The sequence below is a fragment of the Rhodococcus sp. ACPA1 genome, assembly GCF_002300195.1.
Classification (GTDB): domain Bacteria; phylum Actinomycetota; class Actinomycetes; order Mycobacteriales; family Mycobacteriaceae; genus Rhodococcus_F; species Rhodococcus_F opacus.
Genome location: NZ_NSDX01000001.1, coordinates 32,775 through 53,201, shown reverse-complemented (window position 1 = coordinate 53,201; position 20,427 = coordinate 32,775). Strand labels below are relative to the sequence as shown.

Genomic DNA, 20,427 nt, shown 5'->3' with positions numbered 1-20,427 from the left:
ACTGCCGTCCCCACCTCCACCTGTCGAAGAGGATTCATGAAGAAGTCGGTTGCCATTCTCGGAACCCGCGGTTACCCCAGCTACTACGGCGGTTTCGAGACACTCGTCCGCCAGTTGGCGCCGTATCTCGCCGAGCACGGGTGGTCCGTGACCGTCTACGGCAGAGCGGACTCCACCCGCACGGACGACCCTGGTGCCGATCCGCGGATCGGCACCGTGGTCACACGTGGCGTCGAGTCGAAGTCACTCAGTACGCTCTCCTACGGCCTCAGCGCGGCGGCGCACGCGTCGCGGCGCCGACCCGACGTCGCGTTGATCATGAACGTGGCCAACGGGTACTGGCTCCCACTCCTGAAGGCGCGGGGGATCCCCACCCTGATCAACGTGGACGGCATCGAATGGGAACGCGCCAAGTGGGGCGGGCTGGCGAAGTCGGTGTTCAAGGGCGGCGCCCATCTCACCGCCAGGCTGGGTGACAGGCTCGTCTACGACTCGAAGGAACTCGAACGCCGGTGGTCCGAGGAGTTCCGGCGCGACGGGCTGTTCATCCCCTACGGCGGCACGGTTCCGCCGGAACTCGATCCGGTCGAGGGTTTCGGCTCCCGGTCGTACGCGCTGATGGTCGCTCGCTTCGTTCCGGAGAACACGGTCGGGGAGTTCTTCTCCGCCGCCGAGCGTTTGAGCGACGAATGGGACGTCGTCATCGTCGGATCCTCGGGATACGGAGGTGAGTTCGATGCCAGGGCAGCACAACTCGCCGCGGAGTCCGAACGCATTCACTGGCTGGGTCACGTGAGTGACGACGACAAGTTGTTCGCCCTGTGGCAGCACGCGGGAGCCTACTTCCACGGCCACAGTGTGGGCGGTACCAATCCCGCACTGGTCCAGGCAATGGCCTGCGGGACCCCCACCGTGGCCCGCGACACAGTCTTCAACCGCGAAGTGCTCGGCACCGCCGCGCGATTCGTCGAGCCGGACAGCGACTCCATCGCCCGGGGGATGGCGGAAGTGCTCTCTGATCGTGAACTGCAGAACACGCTGAGCTCCGGAACGCTCGCGCGACAGGCCACCGACTACACCTGGGAAGGGGTGTGCTCGGCATATCACGAAGCCTTGCTCGACATCGCACGGTGAGGGGGCGAGTCGGTCAGGCTCGGCGCAGCAGGCGCGCCACCGACTCCGTGAAATCCGAAGTCCGCACCCTCAGATCCCCGAGCGGCACGTTCAGCGACACCAGAAGGAATGCGAGCAGGAGCAGATAGGACACCGACGATGCCGCCGCGGCGCCCACCGCGCCGAACGGGGGTCCCAGCAGGTACAGAAGTCCGATACCCGCGACCAGAGCAATGATCTGCGCGATCGTCATGCGCACGCCTCTTCCTTCGGCGGCGAGGGCCATGGAGCACACGTAAGCAGCCAGCATGGCACCGCCACCGATCACGCTCACCACGGCCACTCGAACCGCCGGCTCGAAGGCCTCGCCGAACACGATCGGGATCCCGACGTAGGACGCGGCCGCGAGAACGGGGGTGCTCAGTAAGGCAAGCGCGACACCGACCCTCGCGGCCTCCGCCTTCAGCTTCGCACGCTCCGCTCCCCCGGTGCGGGCGACGAGCGGAAAGAACGATGCCCCCAGCGCCTGTCCCAGGGCGAGCGGGACGGCCGCCACGGTCACCGCGACGGAATACATGCCGGCCTGCGCGGCGCCGAGCAGGGGCAGAACGAGCACCTGGTCGAGCCGGCTCGACGCGGATTCGGCGACGGCGCTGCCTGCGTATCGCACAGCCCCTCTGCTCAGCGAGCCCAGCGGGCGATACGCACCCCGGACAGACGTCCTCGTCAGCACCAGGGCCACGACGAAGGTCCCCGCCGTTCCCGCGATGTTTGCTGCCAGAACGGTCGCCGTCGTGGCGAGTCCGAGGATCCACCACACCAGCACGAGCGAGACGTAGATTGCCGGGTAGGCAATTCTCACGACGAGCACAGCCCGGTAGCGAAGGTGCGCGATCAGGACGCTGCTGTCGCACATCCAGCTCATGGCCAGAGGGCTGAGGGCAAGACCCACTGCGGCCACGATCCGCGCCGAGTCCTCGAAATCGGCGAACAGGGTCAGCCAGGCGACGATCGCGACGGGCACCGACAGGAACACGCTGAGAGCGCAGAAGACTCGGGCGCTGCGCAATGCCGCCTTGCCGTCCGTCGTCGCCGCCACTCTCCGCACCTCGAGTGGCATTCCGAAGGCAAGGACGATGGGCACGATGAAGAAAAGGGCGATCGCCGCCGCCGTCTCACCTCTGCCGTCCGGCCCGATCGCACGCGCGACGATCGGTGCGCTGAGGAGTGAGAGCGCGGCCGCCCCGAGGTTCCCGACCACCAGTTGCGCCGGGGAATCCGCGACCACGAGGGTGCGGAGCCGGGCGGACGCCGTCATCGGACGCCGCCGCCGAGGCGGTCCAGGGCCGCGCGGCACTCTACCGGCCCGAGTACCCACGGACGGGAATCGAGCAGTCTCCGACGCTGATCGTCCGTCAGCCGCTCGGCGATCTGCCGCGCGGGAGTGCCTACCACTACGGCGAAGTCGGGCACATCCCTCGTGACCACGGCACCCGCACCGACCACGGCTCCGACCCCGATTCGCCGGCATCCCGGCAGAATGGTCACGTTGGCGCCGATCCATGATTCGTGCCCGATCTCGCACCCGGTCCGCTCGACGTCGGCCTCGGGTGGCACCAGTCCGAGTGCAGGGTTGTACCAGAACGGGTGCATGCTCAGGGAGTCGACGGGGTGCGCGGCGCCGAGCCTGCGAACGTTCGGGCCGATGGACACATACGACCCGATGACGGTGTCTCTGTCTGCCATTCCGGGTTCGAGCAGAGACCCGTAGGAATAGTTTCCCACGCGCACGCCGTAATGCCGGTCGAGGATTGCGCGGAGGGAGAGTGAAGTGAACTGTCCGCCTTCACTACGCGCGACGAATGCGAGAAACCGTCGCTTCAGGGGTAGCGTCGCGAAGTGTCGGGCCACGAGCCGGCCACACCGGCTCTGCTGCATCTCCGTCGGCACCGTCGATCCACCCATCTACTCGAACCCCTGTCCCGCTCAACCCGAAATGGTGCGGACGAACGTGCCGGCCGCCGAGCGCAGCGCCGCGACCGGGGTACGCGCCGCGAGTACGAGCAGACCGTATCCCGCGTACCGGGGAACTCGCCTTCCACCCGCCATCCTGCCGAGCAACCTGCCCGCCAGGGTCTGTTTGCGTCCGACCTGTAGTGGTTGCACCGGCAGGACACTGTCGATGTCGATCTCCTCGAGGTGCAGTATCCCGCAGCGCTCGGCCTCGAGCAGCAACTCGTGACCGCGCCGGGTTCGGGCAATCGCGACGGACACGCCGTCCGCGTCGTCGAAGACCGGATAGCCGCGCTCGTCGCACCGCCAGTAGTCGCCGACGGCGATGTCGGCGTGCCCCCCGGTTCCGTCGACACAGAGTTTGCACCGCCATTGGAGCCGGCGTCCCAGATGCTGCCCCCACGACTCGTCGTACGACAGTTCCCGTACATCCGATTCCGAGCGGACCGCGAACGTTCCCGGCCAGCCGTTGCCGCGGTAACGCAGCGCGGTGACCCCGTCGGTGGTGAATCCCAGTTCCTCGACCAGGGTGTCGGTCGCCTGCTGGCTGGGGGTGCCGGCGCAGAAGAACGAGAGAAGGATCGGGTGGTCAGCCTGCGGCGAGCCGATCGCGTCGAAGTATTGTCGCGCGGCTGTCGCCTCGCAGGGTTTGCCGATGAGTGCGTTGTCGGCTGCCGCGGATGCCAGGAGCGGGAGGTTGCTGACCGGTGCGTAGCGGGATCCCGCCGCACGCAGTGCCTGATCCTTGGAGACGATCTGGATCGGCACACTGCGAGTCGGACTCGCCCCGGGGCTGCTGCCGATGACCGATCGCGTCCGTCCCGTCTCCACCAGCCACGCAGCGAGGGCTGTGAGAACCCCTCCGCTGCTACCTGATTCACGGACATCGTCGTCGATGGCCCACGACTTCCACACCGAGACGTAGCTGCCGAAGACGGCATGTGCGGTGGCGCCGGACAGTTCGGGTGCGCGAACCCGCCTGCCAGGACAGGTGGCCTCGAACAGTGCGCGTTCTTCGCGATCGGAGTCGGGTTCGCCCTCGGCCGTGGTGAAGGACGGGCGCATGTACCCCTCCGTGTCCAGATGCATTTCGATGCGGGCGGACACGAGTGCGCATCCACCGCAGCCGGTGCAGTTTCCGTTGACGACCACGCGTCGGACGGCGTCTTCGAGGGTGCGGGTCACGGCGCCCCCACCGACTGCAGAGATGCGACCGCGGCCTCCAGGCGTTCCTCGGCGAGGTCGTGGACGCCCTTCAACTGGTCGCCGACGTCGGAACCCTTCCGCGTCGTGATGACCTGGGCCGTCGTCTCGCCCGGGTTCTGCTCCTGCGCGAGGTCGACACTCAGATCCCAGCCGAGGTCGGACATCAGGGGTGCGAATTTGCGCGAGTACGCCCACGGAATGGCCGGTGTGCCCATCGACAGCGCATTCAGGCACGCGTGCATCCGCGCGCCGACCACCCACTCCGCCGAACCCACCGTGCTCCTGACTTCGTCGAGCGTGCGCGGAACGACGACCTCCAATGCGGAGCGGAACTCGGCTTCGAGTTCCCGGACGGCCGCCACGTCGTCATCGACGCTGACCGCGTCCACGACGTGTGCGAGCAGGCTGACCTGACGTCCTGCCGAGCGCAACTCGCCGAGCAGGGAGCGGACGGAGTTGCGGTAACCGGCGGAGTCGCCGTGCCGATCCGAGAACCACAGCAGACCCGACACGTTGACCACCACGTCCCGCGACTTCGGGACCTCGGCGCGCGGCAGTGCGAATACGACGTCCGTCGCGCGCGCATCGACGGGCCGGCCCAGCGTCGCCGAGTACTCGGCACTGACGTCGTCGCGGGATTGCACGACCGAAGCTCTGTCGAGGCAGTATTTCCCGCCACGCCGTCCTGCTGCCGTGGTGAACGGACCTATCGTCTGCGGCCCCATCGCGAGGGGTATCCCCAGTCTCGCGGCCGACCTGCTGGCATACACCATGAACGCGTGGCGCTTCAGGCCGTAGATGTCGGTGAAGCTGTCTCCTGCACCCGAATCGAGGATGACGTCGTATTCGCGGAGTTTCGTCTTGATCGGACCGTTCCGTCTGCCGAAATCTCGCGCGATCGATCGGGTGGTGAACGAGACGGGAGAGTCGCCGGGCATGTAGTTCTGGAACTCGACGACGGTCTCGGGGCCCCATGCCCGGGTCGCGAGTTCGGCGAGGCCTCGAGCCAGCACCTGCACTCCGAAATTGGCCGATCTGGTGTCGGCCCACAATACGAGTACCTTCGTCATGCGGCCGCCCCTGTCAGTTGCGATTGTCGATCGTGGCGGATGCGGCGCGGTTCCGATTCCGGCCGTCTCGCACCGGTGAGAGAGACCATCCCGATGAAGAACCACAGGAGCGCGCCGAATTGGGTGATCAGTGCGACCGTGAAGAGGGCAGGCACGACGGCTGCCACGCCGATCATCGGCGGCGTCGCGGTCCGGCTGATCACACGGACTGCAAGCCACACCGTTCCGAGGATCGCCGCCGCTGCGATGAAGAGGCCGAAGCTCAGACCCAGCAGCACGAACGTGCTGTCGATCGATTTGAACCCGCTGAAGTAGGGAACTCCGTCCGATTCGACGTATCCGTTCGCGATTCCCATCGGATTCATCGTCGGGATCAGGCCGTTCAGTTTCGAGCGGTACTGGGCACTGTCCTCCGCTTCCGAACCCGCCTGTTCGAAGATGCCGACGATCCAGGGACTCGCCAGCGCCGCACCGACCACACCGCCCGCGAGAACGAGCATCCCGCTCCGCGAATCGCTTCTGCCCTTCATGAAGAACAGTGTCAGGAACACGGCGAAAGCGGCGCTGATCATGCCCGAGCGGCTGAACGACACCACAGCTGCTGCCAGCATCAGCGCGATACACACGACCTTGACGCGCGTCCGGAAGGTCGTGGCGAACACGATCGGGATCACGAGTGCGACCGAATTGGCGAGTGCGATGGAATGCCCGAACGCCCACTCCGAGCGGATGATTCCTCCGCGCAGCTGGGAATGTCCCCACAGCCGGTACTGCACAGTCGCATTCGTCAGGTCGTAGTACGGGTTCCAGCGCAGAACGAATTCGGCCACCGCACAGACCGCGACGACGGTGAAGAGAACCGCGACGGCGCGATACGTGAACTCGGTGCCCACACGCTGAACCAGCAGCCGCCCCACCAGGAACGACAGCAACCACTGCGACAACGCGCTCGTCACGTCGCCGGGACGAGCCCAGCCGACGACGACGAGAATCGCACAGCACGCGAAGAAGACGAGGATGCACACGTCGATCTTGTTGGGCTCCCACCGGTTGAAGAGCAGCATCGCCCCGAGGACCAGCAGCGACATGAGAGCGGTCGGAGACAGGTAGAAGGGATCGGTGGCGCCGAACCAGAACGGGACGAAGCACACGACAAGGAGCCACAGCGTCAGCGCGATCCTCGGATGACGGCTGCACAGAACCGAGATCGCGATGCCGGCGAGCACCGCGAGCGTGACGGTGACTCCCACCAGGGACGGGAGGATCACCGCGAGGACGAGAACACCGGGGACGAGGCAGGCGGACGGCGACAACCGGTTCACCGCGTCACGTACGGGCGTGCTCACGATCGATCACCTCCCCGGGCTCGGCGTCCTTCGGCGGGCTGGACGGCACCCGCAGGAGGTCCCGCGCATACCAGGAGAACTTTCGGGACTCTTCCAGCCAGGACCGCCGCCGGGGCCGGTCCTGCACGGCGCGTACGCGATACGCAGCCGACCGAGCGAGCAATCCCCCACTCACCGCGAACTTCCACGACAGATTCTGGATGCGCGAGCGAGAGATCCTCCACTTGTACAGGTCGTACAGATTGACCACCCATGCCGAGTTCGGCCTGCGGTCCCCCGACGGCGCCGAGCTCTCGCCGATCGTGTGCACACCCGACGCCTCGGCGGACATGACGATCCGGTGGCCCGCATCCTGGACACGGAGGCAGTATTCGAGATCCTCCGCATACATGAACCAGCGAGTGGTCAGCCCGCCCAGTTCGCGCCACAGCTCGGCGTGTGTCATCAGACAGGCCCCGGAAACCCAGTCGACGTCCCTGCTGACGAACGAATTCCGCTTCAGAAGGTAGAGACCTTCCACAGCCCCCGACGTCGAGGACAGTCGCGACAAGCCGTAGTAGTGACAGAAGACGCGCCACAGGTCCGGACGGCGACCGCCCTCCCGGATGGTGAGACGATCGCCCGGCTTCTCCAGGACGGGGGCGGCGATGCCTGCTCCGTCGTCGAGGACCCGGCTGAGCGCGCGCACGTCGGCAGGGTCGATGCGGGCATCGGGATTGAGCAGCAGTAGATGCTCACCGCACGCCTGCGCCGCGGCCGCGTTCACTCCGCGCGCGAACCCCAGATTTTCGGAACTACGGACGACCCGCGCGCGGGGCGCGACGCGGTCCACCGTGTCGAGGGTGGCGTCGTAGGAGTTGTTGTCGAGGACGACGATCTCGATATCGGGTTCGTCGGCCAGCGGTTGGAGGCACCGGCCGATCACAGCAGCACTGTTGTACGTGATCACCAGCACCGAGACGCGAACTCTGCGTTCCTCACTCATGCCGTCTTCCCGCCCGTTTCGCGCCTACTCCCGACTATCCGGGCAGGTGAACCGACGGCCACACTTCCCGGGGGGAGGTCGCCGGTCACCACGGACCCAGCGCCGACAACCGAACCGTCGCCGATGGTGACCCCGGCGACGACGACCACGCCTGCTCCGAGCCAGCAGTCGTCGCCGACGGCCACGGGCAGTCTCTGTTCGCCTTGAAACCGGATGGGCATGTCCTCGTCGGAATACACGTGGTTCTCGCTGACGATCACCACGTTCGGCCCCAGAAGGCAGTCGCGTCCGATCACGACGCCGCCCTGACCCCAGACGGTGTTGTACATGCCCACAGCAGTCCCGGCGCCGATCACGACCCCGGTCCCGGGATTCGCGATCACCCCTGATGCCGCGATGGTCGCGCCTCGGCCCACGGTGACATTGTCGCCGAGTTCGATTCCGTTCCGGGAGAATGCCTCGACCCGGACATCGTCACCGAGGCAGACACCCTTGCCTACCCGCAGGAACGCTGCACCCGTCACCGTCACGCGCCGTCCACGGAAGTGCAGGGTGGACGCGCCCGCATAACGTGCGCCCAGCACCAGACCGCGCGCCGCCTCGATTCCCTTGCGCAGCGCGAATCCCGCGACGACCTTCGCGGGTACGTCCGCCGGAAGTTCCCGGCCGCGCAGGTGCAGATACGCGTTGCCGAGCAGGTTCACCGTCACCGTGTCGCACCGTCGATCGAGTGGGAGACATGACGCAGTTCTTCACGCAGCACTCGAATCACTTCCGGCCAGTCGTTGTCTGCCGCTTCCCGGGGACCCCTCGGTCGCGGATGCTCCGGTCCGGCCTTCGCGAGCGCCGCCATGGCAGCCGCGATTCGCTCCACGTCGAGTGGGTCGACGTAAGCGGCGTGTGCTCCGAGTGTTTCGCGGAACACGTCCAGGTCGCTGACGAGCACACGGGCACCGAAGGCACGCGCCTCCACGGGCGGGAGCCCGAACCCTTCGCCCAGCGACAGGCAGCAGAAGTAGTCGCAATTCTCGTAGAGCCAGCGTAGTTCGCCGTCGGACAGGCGCCCGGTGAATATCACGCTGCCGTCCTCGACAGCGGCGCGAGTGGACGGTGGAATCGGTGCGTTCTTTCCGGAGGCTTCACCGACCACGACCAGGGGGTACTCCGGGGTGATCAGCCCCGAGCCCACACCCGCGTCGATGATGCGCTGGACGTTCTTGCGTACATTGAGTCGTCCCACCGTGAGAACGAATTCGGCGACGGTCGAGACAACGGGCGGTCGCACCGGCTCGGCGGAGAGCAGTCCCCGTCCCACGCCGAGTCCGGAGGTCGCGACCCGCCCGATTTCCGGGTTGTGGGAACGGATCCGCACCCGTTCCGCCCCGGAGGACGTGACGACCGAACCCGCGCGACGCGCGAGCCTCGGAATGAGGGAGAGGTATGCGCGTTCGACTCGCGTGAACCATTCCGGATTGGACTGGAACAACACGTCGTGGACGTACACGACGGACGGCGAGCCCACCGGGGAGAAGTTCTGCGCCAGCACCGCATCGACGTTGCCGATCTTGCGCGCGACGAATGGCAGTTCCACGCTGTTGATCAGGGGATGCACTCGCGAGCGAGTGGGTACGACGCGGACTCCGTCCGGGACAGTCGCTCTCGCCGAGTCGACCCGGCCGGCGGGGACTGCGAGAAACAGCTCGTCTCCCGGATAGGACTGCGCCCACTGACCGATGGCCTCCCGCAGAACAAGTCGGCCGGAGGGCGGTCCGTCGACCCACCAGTACCCGTCGAGCAACACCCGCATGTCAGTACGCGCCGTCACTCGCCACCACAGCCCTCAGGGTCTTCGCAATGATCAGCATGTCGCCCACCATCGACCAATTCTCCACGTACGACAAGTCGAGCCGCACCGATTCCTCCCATGACAGGTCCGAACGGCCACTCACCTGCCACAGGCCGGTGACACCCGGTTTGACCAGAAGCCGACGGTGAACGTCGCCGTCGTACGCCTCCACTTCCCGGTGCAGCGGGGGACGCGGACCGACGATACTCATCTCCCGTCGCAGCACGTTGATGAACTGCGGCAGTTCATCGATGCTGAACCGGCGGAGTACTCGTCCGACCCGCGTCACACGGGGATCCTCACGCAGTTTGAACAGCACCCCGGCACCCTCGTTGCGGTCCATGAGCGACGCCACCTGCGTGTCGGCGTTCTGCACCATCGAGCGAAACTTCAACATCTGGAACGGCTTCCCATCGAGGCCCATCCGTTCGGACCGGTAGAACACCGGCCCCCTGCTGGTCAGCTTGACCGCCACCGCTGCAGCGAGCATCACCGGAGTGACCAGGACGAGCGCGAACAGGGCGAAAGCGATGTCGAACGACGTCTTCCCGAACTTGCTCGCGCCGTGGTAGCTCGGCTTCTCGACGTGGATCAGCGGCAGACCGGCCACCGGCCGAATTTCCAGGCGTGGCCCCGAGACATCCATCATTCCCGGCGCGACGACCAGATCGACCTCGTGGTTCTCGAGATCCCACACCATCTGCCGCAACCCGTGATGTCCCAGATGCTCGGTGGCCGTGACCGCCACGGTGTCTGCGCCGGATTCGCGCAACGCTTCCACCACATCGTTTTCACTACCCAGCACCGGGATGGCCCGGCCGCTCACCGTGATGTGCTCGTCGAATCGACGGGGATGACCCGGAATACATGCTCCCACCACGAGAAAGCCGTCCGCCGTTCCGCGATCGAAGGACTCGGCGAGGCTGCGCACCGAATGGTGGGCACCGACAGCGAGAACGGACGTCCGGAAGTGTCCGTGCGCCCTCTTGTGCGACACCACCCGACGCCACATCCACCGGCTGACCAGCAGTCCGACCAACCCTGTGGGAAGCGCGATCGCAAGGTAGAGGCGGGCGAGATCGAGACGAGCGAGTAGCGCTGCGATGGCAATGATCCCGAACAGGCGCATCGTGGCTGTCGCGATCCGCCGGTACTCCTCCGGTCCGCTGCCGATGACCCGTGGTGAGCGGGCGTGAAACACGGTGAGCATTCCCAGCCACATGGCGATCAGGGCTATGGAAATGAGTGTGTAGCTGACGTTGTCGAGGGACTGCGAGTGCACCTGGGCATCGGAGCCCCCGAATCTCCACCACTGTGCCGTGGCGACCGCGGCCGTCACGACCAGCGCGTCGGTAACCGCAAGGCGCCGGATATAGGCGGTCTGCCAGCGACGGCGAACGACGCCGTGTGCGTCTCCGACCACGTGGGGAACCGGGTTCGAGGCCTGTGCGTCCACCGCGCTACGAACGGTCGAACTGGACGCCATCTTTGCTTCGCCTCCGGATCAAGCTCTCGGGATTCGGAACTTGCATGTGGTGTTCATGTGGTGTTGTTGCCGTGATGATGATTGCAGACCGGCCAGTCTCATGCTCACTCTGTGGCGATCTTCACCACGTCCGCGCGAATACCCGCGAGTAGCAACAACTTCTGATCCGCCAGCCACCTCACGGTGAATCAGCGAATGAGCCGACCTCACGCTCCGAACATCCACGAGAAACCGGTTCCACATCCAGTTTTCGGATCATTTCGGTACCGTCGTCCGCGATATCGCTGCGTACCAATCCACTTCCCCGCGCGAATTTCGTCATCGTTGACCAATTTCCGTTCGCCACACGTGTGGCCGTGTTCCCTTGTTGCGTCAGGCACGACCGTCCCATTTGTGCCGTTTCGAGAACTCGATCGACGCGCCGCAGCTCTGGGCTCGAGGAGTCGGCCAACCCGAACACCGCGGCCGCAAGCAGCAGCGCCGTCGTCCGCCGTCCCGTCATCAGTGTCAGAGTGCAGGTTCTCGTGTGCGCGGCACACCGAACCTTCGTTGTGCGACAGTGGTGCGATGAGCCCTGTGGTGACGATCGACGAGTTGGCGGAATCGCTGAACAGCGACGCTCCGCCTGTCCTTCTCGACGTGCGGTGGGCGCTGGGCGACACCGAAGGCAAGCAGCACTATCTCGACGCGCACATTCCCGGTGCCGTGTTCGTCGATCTGGACACCGAACTGGCCGCCCCGGGATCCCCGGAGCTGGGCCGGCATCCGCTGCCGACGGTGACGGACCTCCAGGACGCCGCGCGCCGGTGGGGTGTCCGGGCCGGCAGCCCGGTCGTAGTCTACGACGCCACGGGGAACCTTGCCGCCGCGCGGGCGTGGTGGCTGCTGCGCTGGGCCGGAGTTGCCGACGTGACGATGCTCGACGGTGGCCTCGGCGCGTGGACGTCGGCGGGCCACCCCGTCCGATCCGGAGACGAGCACCCACGACTGCCCGGTGACGTCGTGCTCACCGCGGGCCACCTGCCGACGCTGACCGCGGACGAGGCCGCCGAACTCGCCGCCCACGGTCGCCTTCTCGATGCCCGTGCCGCCGAGCGGTACTCGGGCGAGACCGAACCCGTCGATCCCCGCGCCGGGCACATTCCCGGTGCCCGCAGTGCCCCCACGTCCGAGAATCTCGGGCCCGACGGACGGTTCGCGCCTGCCGAGGCACTGCGCGAACGGTTCGCCGCGGTCGGCGCAAAACCCGGACGTCCCGTCGGCGTCTACTGCGGATCGGGTGTGACGGCAGCCCACCAGGTTGCGGCACTCGCGCTCGCCGGCGTCGACGCCGCCCTGTATCCGGGGTCCTGGTCGCAGTGGTCGTCCGATCCCGGCCGCCCGGTCGCCACCGGCCCCGACCCGCGGTGACGGCGAGTCACGCCGTCTGACCGGCCGTCTCCGCGTCGTGCGCCGGGTAGGCGTGGATGAGGGCGGTACTCAGCTTCGGAACGGCGTACGTGAGTGTGTGTTCCGCGGTGTGCGCGACGCGGTGCGCGTCGCGCAGGCTGGTCGAAGGGTCTACGTCGAGTTCGGCGTCGGCATGCAGGTGGTGCCCGATCCACCGCATCTTCACGCTGCGTACCCCGACCACCCCCGGTTCGGCGGCGAGGGCCCGTTCGGCGGCGTCGACGAGTTCCGGGTCGACGCCGTCCATCAGCCGCCGGAACACGTCGCGTGCGGCGGTCCGTAACACGAGCAGGATCGCGGCCGTGATGACCAGGCCCACCACCGGGTCGGCGAGCGGAATCCCGACCGCGACACCGCCGGCGCCCAACACCACGGCGAGGGAGGTGAATCCGTCGGTCCGTGCGTGCAGACCGTCGGCGACGAGCGCGGCGGAGCCGATCCGTCTGCCGACCCGGATGCGGTACAGCGCCACCCATTCGTTGCCGGCGAAACCGATGACACCGGCGAGGGCCACCCACCCGAGGTGGTGGATCGGCACGGGATCGAGGAGGCGGCGGGTCGCCTCGACACCCGCGACGACCGCGGACAACGCGATCATCGCCACGACGAACAGGCCGGCGAGGTCTTCGGCCCGGCCGTATCCGTACGTGAATCGCCGGGTGGCTGCCCGCCGTCCGAGGGCGAACGCGATCCACAGCGGGACCGCTGTCAGCGCGTCGGAGAAGTTGTGCACGGTGTCGGCGGCGAGCGCGACGGAACCGGACAGCGCCACCACGATCACCTGCGCCAGGGCGGTGACGCCCAGCACCACCAGGCTGATCTTCACCGCCCGGATCCCGATCTCGCTCGCCTCGAGTGCGTCGTCGACGCTGTCCGCCGAGTCGTGGCTGTGCGGGGCGAAGATCTCGCGGATCGTCCCGCGGACGCCACCCGAATGTCCGTGTCCGTGGCCGTGCCCATGGGAATGTCCGTGGCCGTTCACGACCCGCCTCCCTCCGCGGCGAGGTCCGCGTCCTCATGGATGACCTGCAGGTCGCCGGTGGCACGGTGATGTCCCGGGATGCCGGGGCCCGCGTGCTCGGCATTGAACACGGCGTCGGTGACCAGCTGCTGGACGTGCTCGTTGGCGACGCTGTAGTAGATGGACGTTCCCTCCCTCCGTGTGTGCACGAGCCGTGCCATCCGGAGCTTCGCGAGGTGCTGCGAGACGGACGGTGCCGGCTTTCCCACCCGTTCGGCCAGCTCCTTCACCGACAGCTCGCCTCCCACGAGTTGCCAGAGCACCTGCACCCGGGTCGCGTCGGCGAGCATGCGGAAGACCTCGACTACCAGCCCGACCTGGTCTTCGTCGAGCCGACGCCGGCAAGAGCGCATATCTGCATTCATACGCAGATAATAGTTCACTTCGTTTTGTGATGCATCAGACACCGAATTGACTTACTTGCTTGCGCTAACGATGTATATAGTTGCTTGCATCAAGTAAGTCGTCCTTCAGGGGTTGCCATGTCCGTCTCGTCAGTGCCTACCGTGTCGTCCGTATCTCTCGGCACCGCCGAAGCGCTCATCGACGAGGTCTTCCTCTTCGGCCGCGTGCTTCGCGACGCCCTGGTGTCGGAAGGCGACGGTCACATCCCGCGCGCGTTGACGGGGGTCCTCCTCGTTCTCGCGGCTCGGGGGGAATGCCGGCAGAACGAACTCGCCACCGAGCTGTGTGTCAGCCAGTCCTCACTCAGTCGCCAGATCACCGATCTGGTGGACGTCGGCTACGTCACCCGGCACTCGGATCCCGCCGACGGACGCGCATTCCGAATACGCGTGTCGCCGGAGGGAATGGCGTACGTCAAGCACGTGAGAACACAGCGAGCCGCACGAATGCAGAAGTTGATGACCGGATGGAACGAGACCGAGGCAACGATTGCCCTCGAGTCCATCCGACACCTGAAGGAAACACTCTTCGATCCAGAACACCGGATCGTCACGAGCTCGAACCCGATTGGAACACAAAGCGTATGACCGAAACACAGACTCGGCCGCCGGTTGAAGAAACGACGGCCATGACGCACCGCCAAATCCTCGAAGCCCTCACGGGCCTGCTCGCGGCACTGTTCACCGCGCTGCTGAGCAGCACGATCGTCGCCACCGCCCTCCCGACGATCATCGGTGACCTGAAGGGCACGCAGACCGCGTACGCCTGGGTCATCACCAGCGCGTTGCTCGCCAATGCCGCCTCGACACCCATCTGGGGCAAGCTCGCGGACCTGTTCAACAAGAAGGTTCTCGTCCAGAGTGCGATCGTCATCTTCGTCATCGGTTCGGTGATCGCAGGCTTCGCGCACAACGTGCCGATCCTGCTGACCGCGCGCGTCATCCAGGGCATCGGCATGGGTGGCCTGACGGCCCTCGTCGTCGCCATCATCGGCACCATCGTCGCTCCCCGTGAGCGCGGCCGCTACTCCGGTTACATGGGTGCCGTCATGGCCGTGTCGATGTCGGGTGGTCCGATCCTCGGCGGCGTCATCGTCGACAGCCCCCTCGGCTGGCGCTGGTGCTTCTTCGTGTGCGTGCCGCTCGCCGTCATCGCACTGTTCCTGCTGCAGCGCACGCTGCACCTCGCGACCGAGAAGAAGGACGACGTCTCCATCGACTGGCTCGGCGCCCTGCTGCTGACCGCCGGTGTGTCCATCCTGCTGATCTGGGTCTCGTTCGCCGGCAAGGCGGGCTACTACGAGTGGTTCTCCCGTGAGACGGTCATGTACGTCGGATCGGGTGTACTCCTGCTGGCCGCGACGATCCTCGTCGAAGCCAAGGCCAAGTCACCGATCATCCCGCTCAAGATCGTCACGGAGAAGACCACCGGACTCGCCATCATCGCGTCCGTCGCGGTCGGTGTCGGAATGTTCGGTTCCACCACGTTCCTCGGCCAGTACTTCCAGACCTCGCGTGGCTACACCCCGACCATGGCCGGAGTGCTCACCATCCCGATGGTCGCCGGCATGCTCCTCGGCACGGTCGGATCCGGACAGCTCATCACTCGCTTCGGTAAGTGGAAGCCGTTCGTCGTCGGCGGCGCCGTCCTGATGATCGTCGGCTTCGGATTGCTCGGCACCATCGATCACGAAACCAGCCTGACCCTGGTCGGCGCGTACATCGCGATCATCGGTCTCGGCATGGGCATGCTGATGCAGAACCTGGTCCTCGCGGTGCAGAACACCGTCAGCGTCCAGAACATCGGTGCGGCATCCAGCTCGGTCGCCTTCTTCCGGACCTTCGGTGGCGCGATCGGCGTCTCGGTTCTCGGATCGGTGCTGGCCACCCGCGTCGCCGACCTGTCGGCCGACGGTTTCGCGAAGCTCGGCATCCCCACCGGGTCGAGCAGCGGCGGCGGAAGCCTGGACCTGACGTCCATGCCCGCTCCCGTGCAGGGTGTCATCCGCGCCGCATACGGAGACGCGACCGGCCGGATCTTCCTCATCGCCGCCGCCGTCGCCGTCATCACCCTGATCGCCGTCATCCTGCTGCCCAACCGCCCGCTGCGTCGCACCATCGACCTGTCGAGCGAGCAGGAGCCCGTCCAGGAACCCGAGTACGCCCCCGTTCCGGAGTACGCGCTCGAGCCCGACACGGCACCGATCCAGTCGCCCGACGTCCGCGCCGGCAGGCACGAGGCCCCCGCCGATCAGCGGCAGCCCTTCGCGGGGTTGAGCGCCGACGCCCGGGACCGTCTCCTGTCCATGCTGCTGCCCCAGCCGGAGCGGACGCTGGAAGCGATCGACGAAGCGGAGAAGATCCGCGACGAGGTCAACCGCCTGCGTAACGATCTCAACGCCAAGCTCGTCGAATTCGACGAGGTCTGGGATCGCCTGCGCGAGCTGGGACTGAGCGAAGAGCAAGTGGCCGGAGTCCTCGGCGGCGGCCACGTGACGGACACCGGCAACGGTGCCCTCATCCGCTGAATGAGATGATCGTTCAGTTCCACGACGCCGTCGGCCCGCCCCCGTATCCCCCTCTACGTGGGCGGGCCGGCGGCGTATTCGCTCAATTGACCCGGTTCACGCTGGTGGGCACGTCGAGCAATGTGCTCTACGCTCTCGCGTTCTTCACCCTCGACATGTACGGGTCGTTCGTCGCCAACCTGGTCGGCGTGGTGACCAGTTCGATGTTGGCCAACGAACTCCACCGGCGGCTCACCTTCCGTGCCGTGGACCGCGTCCGCTGGTTCGTCGCACAGTGGGAGGGCGGGACCCTCGCGCTGATCGGCCTGGCCGTCAGCTCACTCGCGCTCGCACTCCTGCACATGCTCTTCCCCGGCGCCGACGGCCCGGCGCAGGTCGCGCTCGTCATCGCCGTCAGCGCCGTCGTCGGCGGGCTGCGGTTCCTCGCGCTCCGCGGGTGGGTCTATGCCTCCGGCCCGTGAGTACTTGTTAACCGCCCGTAGTTAACAAGTACTCACGGCAGGGGACGGTGCCACGGACCCGTGATCGCCAGCGTCAGGCCCGGCGACTGGATGTTCGCGAACAGGGTCCGCCCGTCCGCACTGAATGCCGGACCGCAGAACTCGCTGTCGTTCAACTCGTTCCGAGCCATCGCGAACGGCTCGCCCTCCGCCGTGACGCCCACGAGGTGGCTGATTCCCTCGCCGTCCTCCGCGAGGATCACGCCGCCGTACGGTGAGACGGTGATGTTGTCGGGCCCGTCGTAGTTTCCGGTGTCGACAGAGGGATCGGGATTGACGCCGAACAGGGTCTTCAGCGTGACGGTCTGCTTCGCCGGGTCGTAGAACCACACCTGGCCGTCGTGCTCGGCGACGCTGCCGTCGCTGGTCCGCGCGTAGCTGGCGACGAAGTAGGCGCCGCCGTCGCCCCACCACTGTCCCTCCAGCTTGCGGCTCCGGGTGACGACGTCGTTCCCGAACTGCTCGCGCACCGGCGTGCTCGTCGCGTCACGGTCCGGCACACCTACCCACTGCACGGCGTACACGGTTCCCGGCTCGGTGGCCTGCGACAGGTCGGGGACGTGCGTTCCGCCCTGGAAGCACGCCATCGCCTGGAGAGCGCCCGCGGCGTCGCCGCCCGGAGACTGCGCGAGTTCGCGCAGCGCGTTCGGCCCGCCCCGGAAACCCTGCGGCGGCGTCCACCGGTAGTACAGTCCGTTCGGCCCGGACGCATCCTCCGTGAGGTAGATGGTGCTCGACGCCGGATCCACCGCCACGGCCTCGTGCGCGTACCGGCCCAGGAACTTCAGCGGCACAGGACTTTTACCCTTGTTCGCCTCCTGACTCGCCGGGTCCACCTCGAAGACGTAACCGTGGTCGAGCAGGAACCCGTCCTCCCCCGCCCGCGCCTCCGTCTCCTCGCAGGTCAACCACGTTCCCCACGGGGTGATGCCGCCCGCGCAGTTGTTCACGGTGCCCGCGACGCTGACGTACTGGCCCTGCCGTGCGCCGTCGACGCCGACCGCGGTCGTGGTCGTGCCGCCGCGCGCGCCCGTGTCGTACGTCAGTCCGTCGAGAGCGGGCACGCCGAACGGTTCGTCGCTGCCGATCTCGTGATTGGTGACGAGTGTGGAACCGCCGGGTCGCGCGAACACCCCGATGGCGTCAGGATCGCTCGGCACCGGTACGCCACCGTCCAACTGCGTCTCACCCGAACGGGAGACGACGGTGTACGAAAAACCCACCGGGAGCGAGAGAATGCGGTTCGGGTCGGGTACGAGCGGTCCGTAGCCGATCGCCTGTCCCGGCGCCGCGGACGCGAACGCCGGCCGGACGAGGGCGTCGACGCTTCCGGCGAGTGCCATACCGAGGCCGGTGAGCGCGGTGCGACCGAGAAACCCGCGGCGGTTGAGTGGTGCAGTGGACACTGTCTGAAACCTCCATGGTGACGAACCGGGACCCTCGGACGGTAGGGACCGGACTGCCTTGGTTCGTGGACGCACCGTGGCGGGCGCGTGAACCGGGCGAGAACTTCCCCTGTGAGTACTTGTTAACCGCCGGCGGTTAACAAGTACTCACGGGCGTTGACATGTGACTAAATAGTCACCTATTGTCGATTCATGGACGACGATCACGTCTTCAAGGCGCTGGCCGATTCGACCCGCCGCCTGATACTCGACCGATTGTTCGCCCAGGATGGTCAGACGCTCACCGAACTCGAGTCGCAGGTCGAGATGACGCGATTCGGGGTCATGAAGCATCTGCGCGTACTCGAAGACGCGGGACTCGTCGTCACGCGCCGCGCCGGCCGGGAAAAACTTCACTACCTCAATCCTGTGCCGATACAGCTGATCCACAACCGGTGGATCGACAAATACACCGAGCGTCACACCAGTGCGCTCGCTCAGCTGAAAGCCGAACTGGAGGAAGAGAAATGACTACCGCCGACGCATTCCAGATCTACGCCGTCTACATCAAGGCGACGCCGGAGGCCATCTGGGACGCCATCACCAAACCCGAGTGGTCGCAGCAGTACGGTTACGGCGGTCTGGTCGACTACGACCTCCGCGCGGGCGGTGCGTTCCGATCGCGCGCGGACGACGCGATGAAGGAATACCCGGGCGTGCCCGACGTGATCGTCGACGGCGAGGTGATCGAATCCGATCCGCCGAAGAAGCTGGTGCAGACGTGGCGGATGCTGATGGACGCCGACAACGTGGAGGGTTTCACCACCCTGACCTACGAGATCGTGCAGTCGAGCCGCCCCGGGGTCGCGAAACTGACTGTCACACACGACCTCACCAACGCACCGGGCCTGGCCGAGATGGTTGCGGGCAGGCGCGAGTCCGAGGGTGCGGGCGGCGGTTGGAACGAGGTGCTGAGCGGAATGAAGACCCTGCTCGAGACGGGGCAGCCGATGGTGAACTGGGGCTGACCCGCGGGTCGGCGGGCGCGAGGGCCCGACATCTGTCGGACGGCCGCAGTAAGCTCCAACCATGACGGCTGCGCAGTCGCTCGACGGGGATTTCCTCGCACTCGCCGACCCTTACCGGCGCGAGTTGCTCGCCCATTGTTATCGCATGATGGGCTCACTTCACGACGCCGAAGACCAGATGCAGGAGACCTTCATCCGGGCCTGGCGGGGGTACGACGGCTACCAGCAGCAGGCGTCGCTGCGGACGTGGCTGTACAAGATCGCCACCAACACGTGCCTGACGGCCCTGCAGAGTAAATCCAAGCGTCCGCTGCCGAGTGGGCTGGGCGCGCCCGACTCCGACCCGACCGCCGACCTCGTCGAACGACACGAGGTGCCGTGGCTCGGACCGCTCCCCAACCGCCTCATCGACGACGACGCGAACGATCCCGCCACCGTCGTGACGTCGCGCGAGTCAGTGCGGCTGGCGTTTATCGCCGCCCTTCAGCATCTTCCTGCACGTCAGCGTGCGGTTCTCGTCCTCCGCGACGTGTTGCAGTGGAAGGCGTCGGAGGTCGCGGCGGCTCTCGGTACCACCACGACGGCGGTCAACAGCCTGCTGCAGCGTGCACGTGCGCAACTCGAACTGGCCACGCCGACGGCCGACACTCTCGTGGAACCGGAATCACCCGAGGAGCGCGACCTCCTCGACCGCTACGTCGCCGCGTTCGAGGACTACGACATCGACGCGATCGTCGAACTGTTCACCAAGGACGCCGTCTGGGAAATGCCCCCGTTCGACGGCTGGTATCGCGGGGGCGCCTCGATCGGCACCCTGATCAGCGGAAACTGTCCGGCCAAGGGGCCGGGCGACATGCGCCTGGTGCCCACGGCGGCCAACGGACAGCCGGCCCTCGGCCTGTACATGCGCGGGGAGGACGGCGTCCACCGCCCGTTCCAGCTCCACGTCCTGGACGTCACGGCTGACGGGGTCTCCCATGTCGTCTGCTTCTTCGACGTCGATCTGTTCGAGAAGTTCGGACTACCGGAGACCCCGCCCGCCTGACC

Annotated in this window: 20 protein-coding genes; 8 read left to right on the top strand and 12 right to left on the bottom strand. The window is 66.6% G+C overall.

The annotated features are described in order from the left end of the window. Nucleotides 1-36: 36 nt before the first annotated feature. Nucleotides 37-1,134, top strand: coding sequence for a glycosyltransferase (locus CJ177_RS00245; protein ID WP_061043859.1), 1,098 nt, complete (start codon nt 37-39; stop codon nt 1,132-1,134). A 13-nt stretch (nt 1,135-1,147) separates the two neighbouring features. Here the strand turns inward: CJ177_RS00245 and CJ177_RS00240 are convergent, their stop codons facing one another. The 9 genes from CJ177_RS00240 to CJ177_RS00200 are packed head-to-tail and all read right to left on the bottom strand — an operon-like array spanning nt 1,148 to nt 11,065. Further along, nucleotides 1,148-2,431: an oligosaccharide flippase family protein gene (locus CJ177_RS00240; RefSeq protein WP_095867039.1), complete on the bottom strand. Its 1,284-nt coding sequence runs from the start codon at nt 2,429-2,431 to the stop codon at nt 1,148-1,150. Then, nucleotides 2,428-3,078: an antibiotic acetyltransferase gene (locus tag CJ177_RS00235; RefSeq protein ID WP_257014315.1), complete on the bottom strand. Its 651-nt coding sequence runs from the start codon at nt 3,076-3,078 to the stop codon at nt 2,428-2,430. Before CJ177_RS00235 ends, CJ177_RS00240 begins: the two co-directional genes overlap by 4 nt. 21 nt (nt 3,079-3,099) lie before the next feature. Further along, nucleotides 3,100-4,311, bottom strand: coding sequence for a Coenzyme F420 hydrogenase/dehydrogenase, beta subunit C-terminal domain (locus CJ177_RS00230; protein WP_005238148.1), 1,212 nt, complete (start codon nt 4,309-4,311; stop codon nt 3,100-3,102). Further along, nucleotides 4,308-5,402 carry a polysaccharide pyruvyl transferase family protein gene (locus CJ177_RS00225; protein ID WP_061698014.1) on the bottom strand — a complete coding sequence of 365 codons (1,095 nt, stop codon included), beginning with the start codon at nt 5,400-5,402 and terminating at the stop codon, nt 4,308-4,310. The genes CJ177_RS00230 and CJ177_RS00225 overlap by 4 nt, the downstream gene beginning before the upstream one ends. Further along, a complete protein-coding gene (locus tag CJ177_RS00220) occupies nt 5,399-6,748 on the bottom strand; it encodes a hypothetical protein (protein WP_095867038.1) in 1,350 nt (449 codons plus the stop codon). The genes CJ177_RS00225 and CJ177_RS00220 overlap by 4 nt, the downstream gene beginning before the upstream one ends. Further along, the gene (locus CJ177_RS00215) at nt 6,729-7,733 is read right to left on the bottom strand and encodes a glycosyltransferase family 2 protein (protein WP_025432043.1); all 1,005 of its coding nucleotides are present in this window, start codon (nt 7,731-7,733) and stop codon (nt 6,729-6,731) included. The genes CJ177_RS00220 and CJ177_RS00215 overlap by 20 nt, the downstream gene beginning before the upstream one ends. Further along, entirely contained in the window at nt 7,730-8,443 is a 714-nt protein-coding gene (locus CJ177_RS48050) for a DapH/DapD/GlmU-related protein (RefSeq protein WP_005238141.1), read from the bottom strand. Before CJ177_RS48050 ends, CJ177_RS00215 begins: the two co-directional genes overlap by 4 nt. Then, nucleotides 8,440-9,558: a glycosyltransferase family 1 protein gene (locus CJ177_RS00205; RefSeq protein WP_143548638.1), complete on the bottom strand. Its 1,119-nt coding sequence runs from the start codon at nt 9,556-9,558 to the stop codon at nt 8,440-8,442. The genes CJ177_RS48050 and CJ177_RS00205 overlap by 4 nt, the downstream gene beginning before the upstream one ends. Beyond that, the gene (locus CJ177_RS00200; protein WP_005238139.1) at nt 9,542-11,065 is read right to left on the bottom strand and encodes a sugar transferase; all 1,524 of its coding nucleotides are present in this window, start codon (nt 11,063-11,065) and stop codon (nt 9,542-9,544) included. Before CJ177_RS00200 ends, CJ177_RS00205 begins: the two co-directional genes overlap by 17 nt. A 576-nt stretch (nt 11,066-11,641) precedes the next feature. Between CJ177_RS00200 and CJ177_RS00195 the strand changes: the two genes are divergently transcribed. Beyond that, nucleotides 11,642-12,475: a sulfurtransferase gene (locus CJ177_RS00195; protein WP_095867037.1), complete on the top strand. Its 834-nt coding sequence runs from the start codon at nt 11,642-11,644 to the stop codon at nt 12,473-12,475. Between the two features lie 7 nt (nt 12,476-12,482). Here CJ177_RS00195 and CJ177_RS00190 read toward each other — a convergent pair whose 3' ends face one another. Together CJ177_RS00190 and CJ177_RS00185 are read right to left on the bottom strand one after the other, a co-directional pair. Next, nucleotides 12,483-13,496, bottom strand: coding sequence for a cation diffusion facilitator family transporter (locus CJ177_RS00190; RefSeq protein WP_095867036.1), 1,014 nt, complete (start codon nt 13,494-13,496; stop codon nt 12,483-12,485). Then, on the bottom strand, nt 13,493-13,900 hold the full coding sequence (locus CJ177_RS00185) for a metalloregulator ArsR/SmtB family transcription factor (protein WP_143548637.1): 408 nt from the start codon (nt 13,898-13,900) through the stop codon (nt 13,493-13,495). Before CJ177_RS00185 ends, CJ177_RS00190 begins: the two co-directional genes overlap by 4 nt. Nucleotides 13,901-14,017: 117 nt before the next feature. Here CJ177_RS00185 and CJ177_RS00180 point away from each other — a divergent pair, with 117 nt between their 5' ends. The 3 genes from CJ177_RS00180 to CJ177_RS00170 are packed head-to-tail and all read left to right on the top strand — an operon-like array spanning nt 14,018 to nt 16,928. Continuing rightward, nucleotides 14,018-14,527: a MarR family winged helix-turn-helix transcriptional regulator gene (locus tag CJ177_RS00180; protein WP_095867034.1), complete on the top strand. Its 510-nt coding sequence runs from the start codon at nt 14,018-14,020 to the stop codon at nt 14,525-14,527. After that, a complete protein-coding gene (locus tag CJ177_RS00175; protein WP_095867033.1) occupies nt 14,524-16,467 on the top strand; it encodes an MDR family MFS transporter in 1,944 nt (647 codons plus the stop codon). The genes CJ177_RS00180 and CJ177_RS00175 overlap by 4 nt, the downstream gene beginning before the upstream one ends. Nucleotides 16,468-16,472: 5 nt before the next feature. Beyond that, the gene (locus CJ177_RS00170) at nt 16,473-16,928 is read left to right on the top strand and encodes a GtrA family protein (protein ID WP_095867032.1); all 456 of its coding nucleotides are present in this window, start codon (nt 16,473-16,475) and stop codon (nt 16,926-16,928) included. Nucleotides 16,929-16,960: 32 nt separating this feature from the next. Here CJ177_RS00170 and CJ177_RS00165 read toward each other — a convergent pair whose 3' ends face one another. Then, nucleotides 16,961-18,373, bottom strand: a complete 1,413-nt coding sequence (locus tag CJ177_RS00165; protein WP_095867031.1) for an alkaline phosphatase PhoX — start codon at nt 18,371-18,373, stop codon at nt 16,961-16,963. A gap of 192 nt (nt 18,374-18,565) precedes the next feature. Here CJ177_RS00165 and CJ177_RS00160 point away from each other — a divergent pair, with 192 nt between their 5' ends. The 3 genes from CJ177_RS00160 (at nt 18,566) to CJ177_RS00150 (ending at nt 20,425) form a co-directional block, all read left to right on the top strand. Then, the gene (locus CJ177_RS00160) at nt 18,566-18,883 is read left to right on the top strand and encodes a helix-turn-helix transcriptional regulator (RefSeq protein ID WP_095867030.1); all 318 of its coding nucleotides are present in this window, start codon (nt 18,566-18,568) and stop codon (nt 18,881-18,883) included. Then, a complete protein-coding gene (locus CJ177_RS00155) occupies nt 18,880-19,380 on the top strand; it encodes an SRPBCC family protein (RefSeq protein WP_061043870.1) in 501 nt (166 codons plus the stop codon). Before CJ177_RS00160 ends, CJ177_RS00155 begins: the two co-directional genes overlap by 4 nt. 61 nt (nt 19,381-19,441) lie before the next feature. Continuing rightward, the gene (locus CJ177_RS00150) at nt 19,442-20,425 is read left to right on the top strand and encodes a sigma-70 family RNA polymerase sigma factor (RefSeq protein WP_095867029.1); all 984 of its coding nucleotides are present in this window, start codon (nt 19,442-19,444) and stop codon (nt 20,423-20,425) included. The last annotated feature ends 2 nt before the right edge of the window (nt 20,426-20,427 follow it).

Coding starts and splice junctions, on each gene's coding strand:
- CJ177_RS00180 (WP_095867034.1), top strand. CDS start 14,018: ATGTCCGTCTCGTCAGTGCCTACCGTGTCGTCCGTATCTCTCGGCACC.
- CJ177_RS00240 (WP_095867039.1), bottom strand. CDS start 2,431: ATGACGGCGTCCGCCCGGCTCCGCACCCTCGTGGTCGCGGATTCCCCG.
- CJ177_RS00185 (WP_143548637.1), bottom strand. CDS start 13,900: ATGAATGCAGATATGCGCTCTTGCCGGCGTCGGCTCGACGAAGACCAG.
- CJ177_RS00200 (WP_005238139.1), bottom strand. CDS start 11,065: ATGGCGTCCAGTTCGACCGTTCGTAGCGCGGTGGACGCACAGGCCTCG.
- CJ177_RS00160 (WP_095867030.1), top strand. CDS start 18,566: ATGGACGACGATCACGTCTTCAAGGCGCTGGCCGATTCGACCCGCCGC.
- CJ177_RS00245 (WP_061043859.1), top strand. CDS start 37: ATGAAGAAGTCGGTTGCCATTCTCGGAACCCGCGGTTACCCCAGCTAC.
- CJ177_RS00175 (WP_095867033.1), top strand. CDS start 14,524: ATGACCGAAACACAGACTCGGCCGCCGGTTGAAGAAACGACGGCCATG.
- CJ177_RS00225 (WP_061698014.1), bottom strand. CDS start 5,402: ATGACGAAGGTACTCGTATTGTGGGCCGACACCAGATCGGCCAATTTC.
- CJ177_RS00150 (WP_095867029.1), top strand. CDS start 19,442: ATGACGGCTGCGCAGTCGCTCGACGGGGATTTCCTCGCACTCGCCGAC.
- CJ177_RS00170 (WP_095867032.1), top strand. CDS start 16,473: ATGATCGTTCAGTTCCACGACGCCGTCGGCCCGCCCCCGTATCCCCCT.
- CJ177_RS00155 (WP_061043870.1), top strand. CDS start 18,880: ATGACTACCGCCGACGCATTCCAGATCTACGCCGTCTACATCAAGGCG.
- CJ177_RS00215 (WP_025432043.1), bottom strand. CDS start 7,733: ATGAGTGAGGAACGCAGAGTTCGCGTCTCGGTGCTGGTGATCACGTAC.
- CJ177_RS00235 (WP_257014315.1), bottom strand. CDS start 3,078: ATGGGTGGATCGACGGTGCCGACGGAGATGCAGCAGAGCCGGTGTGGC.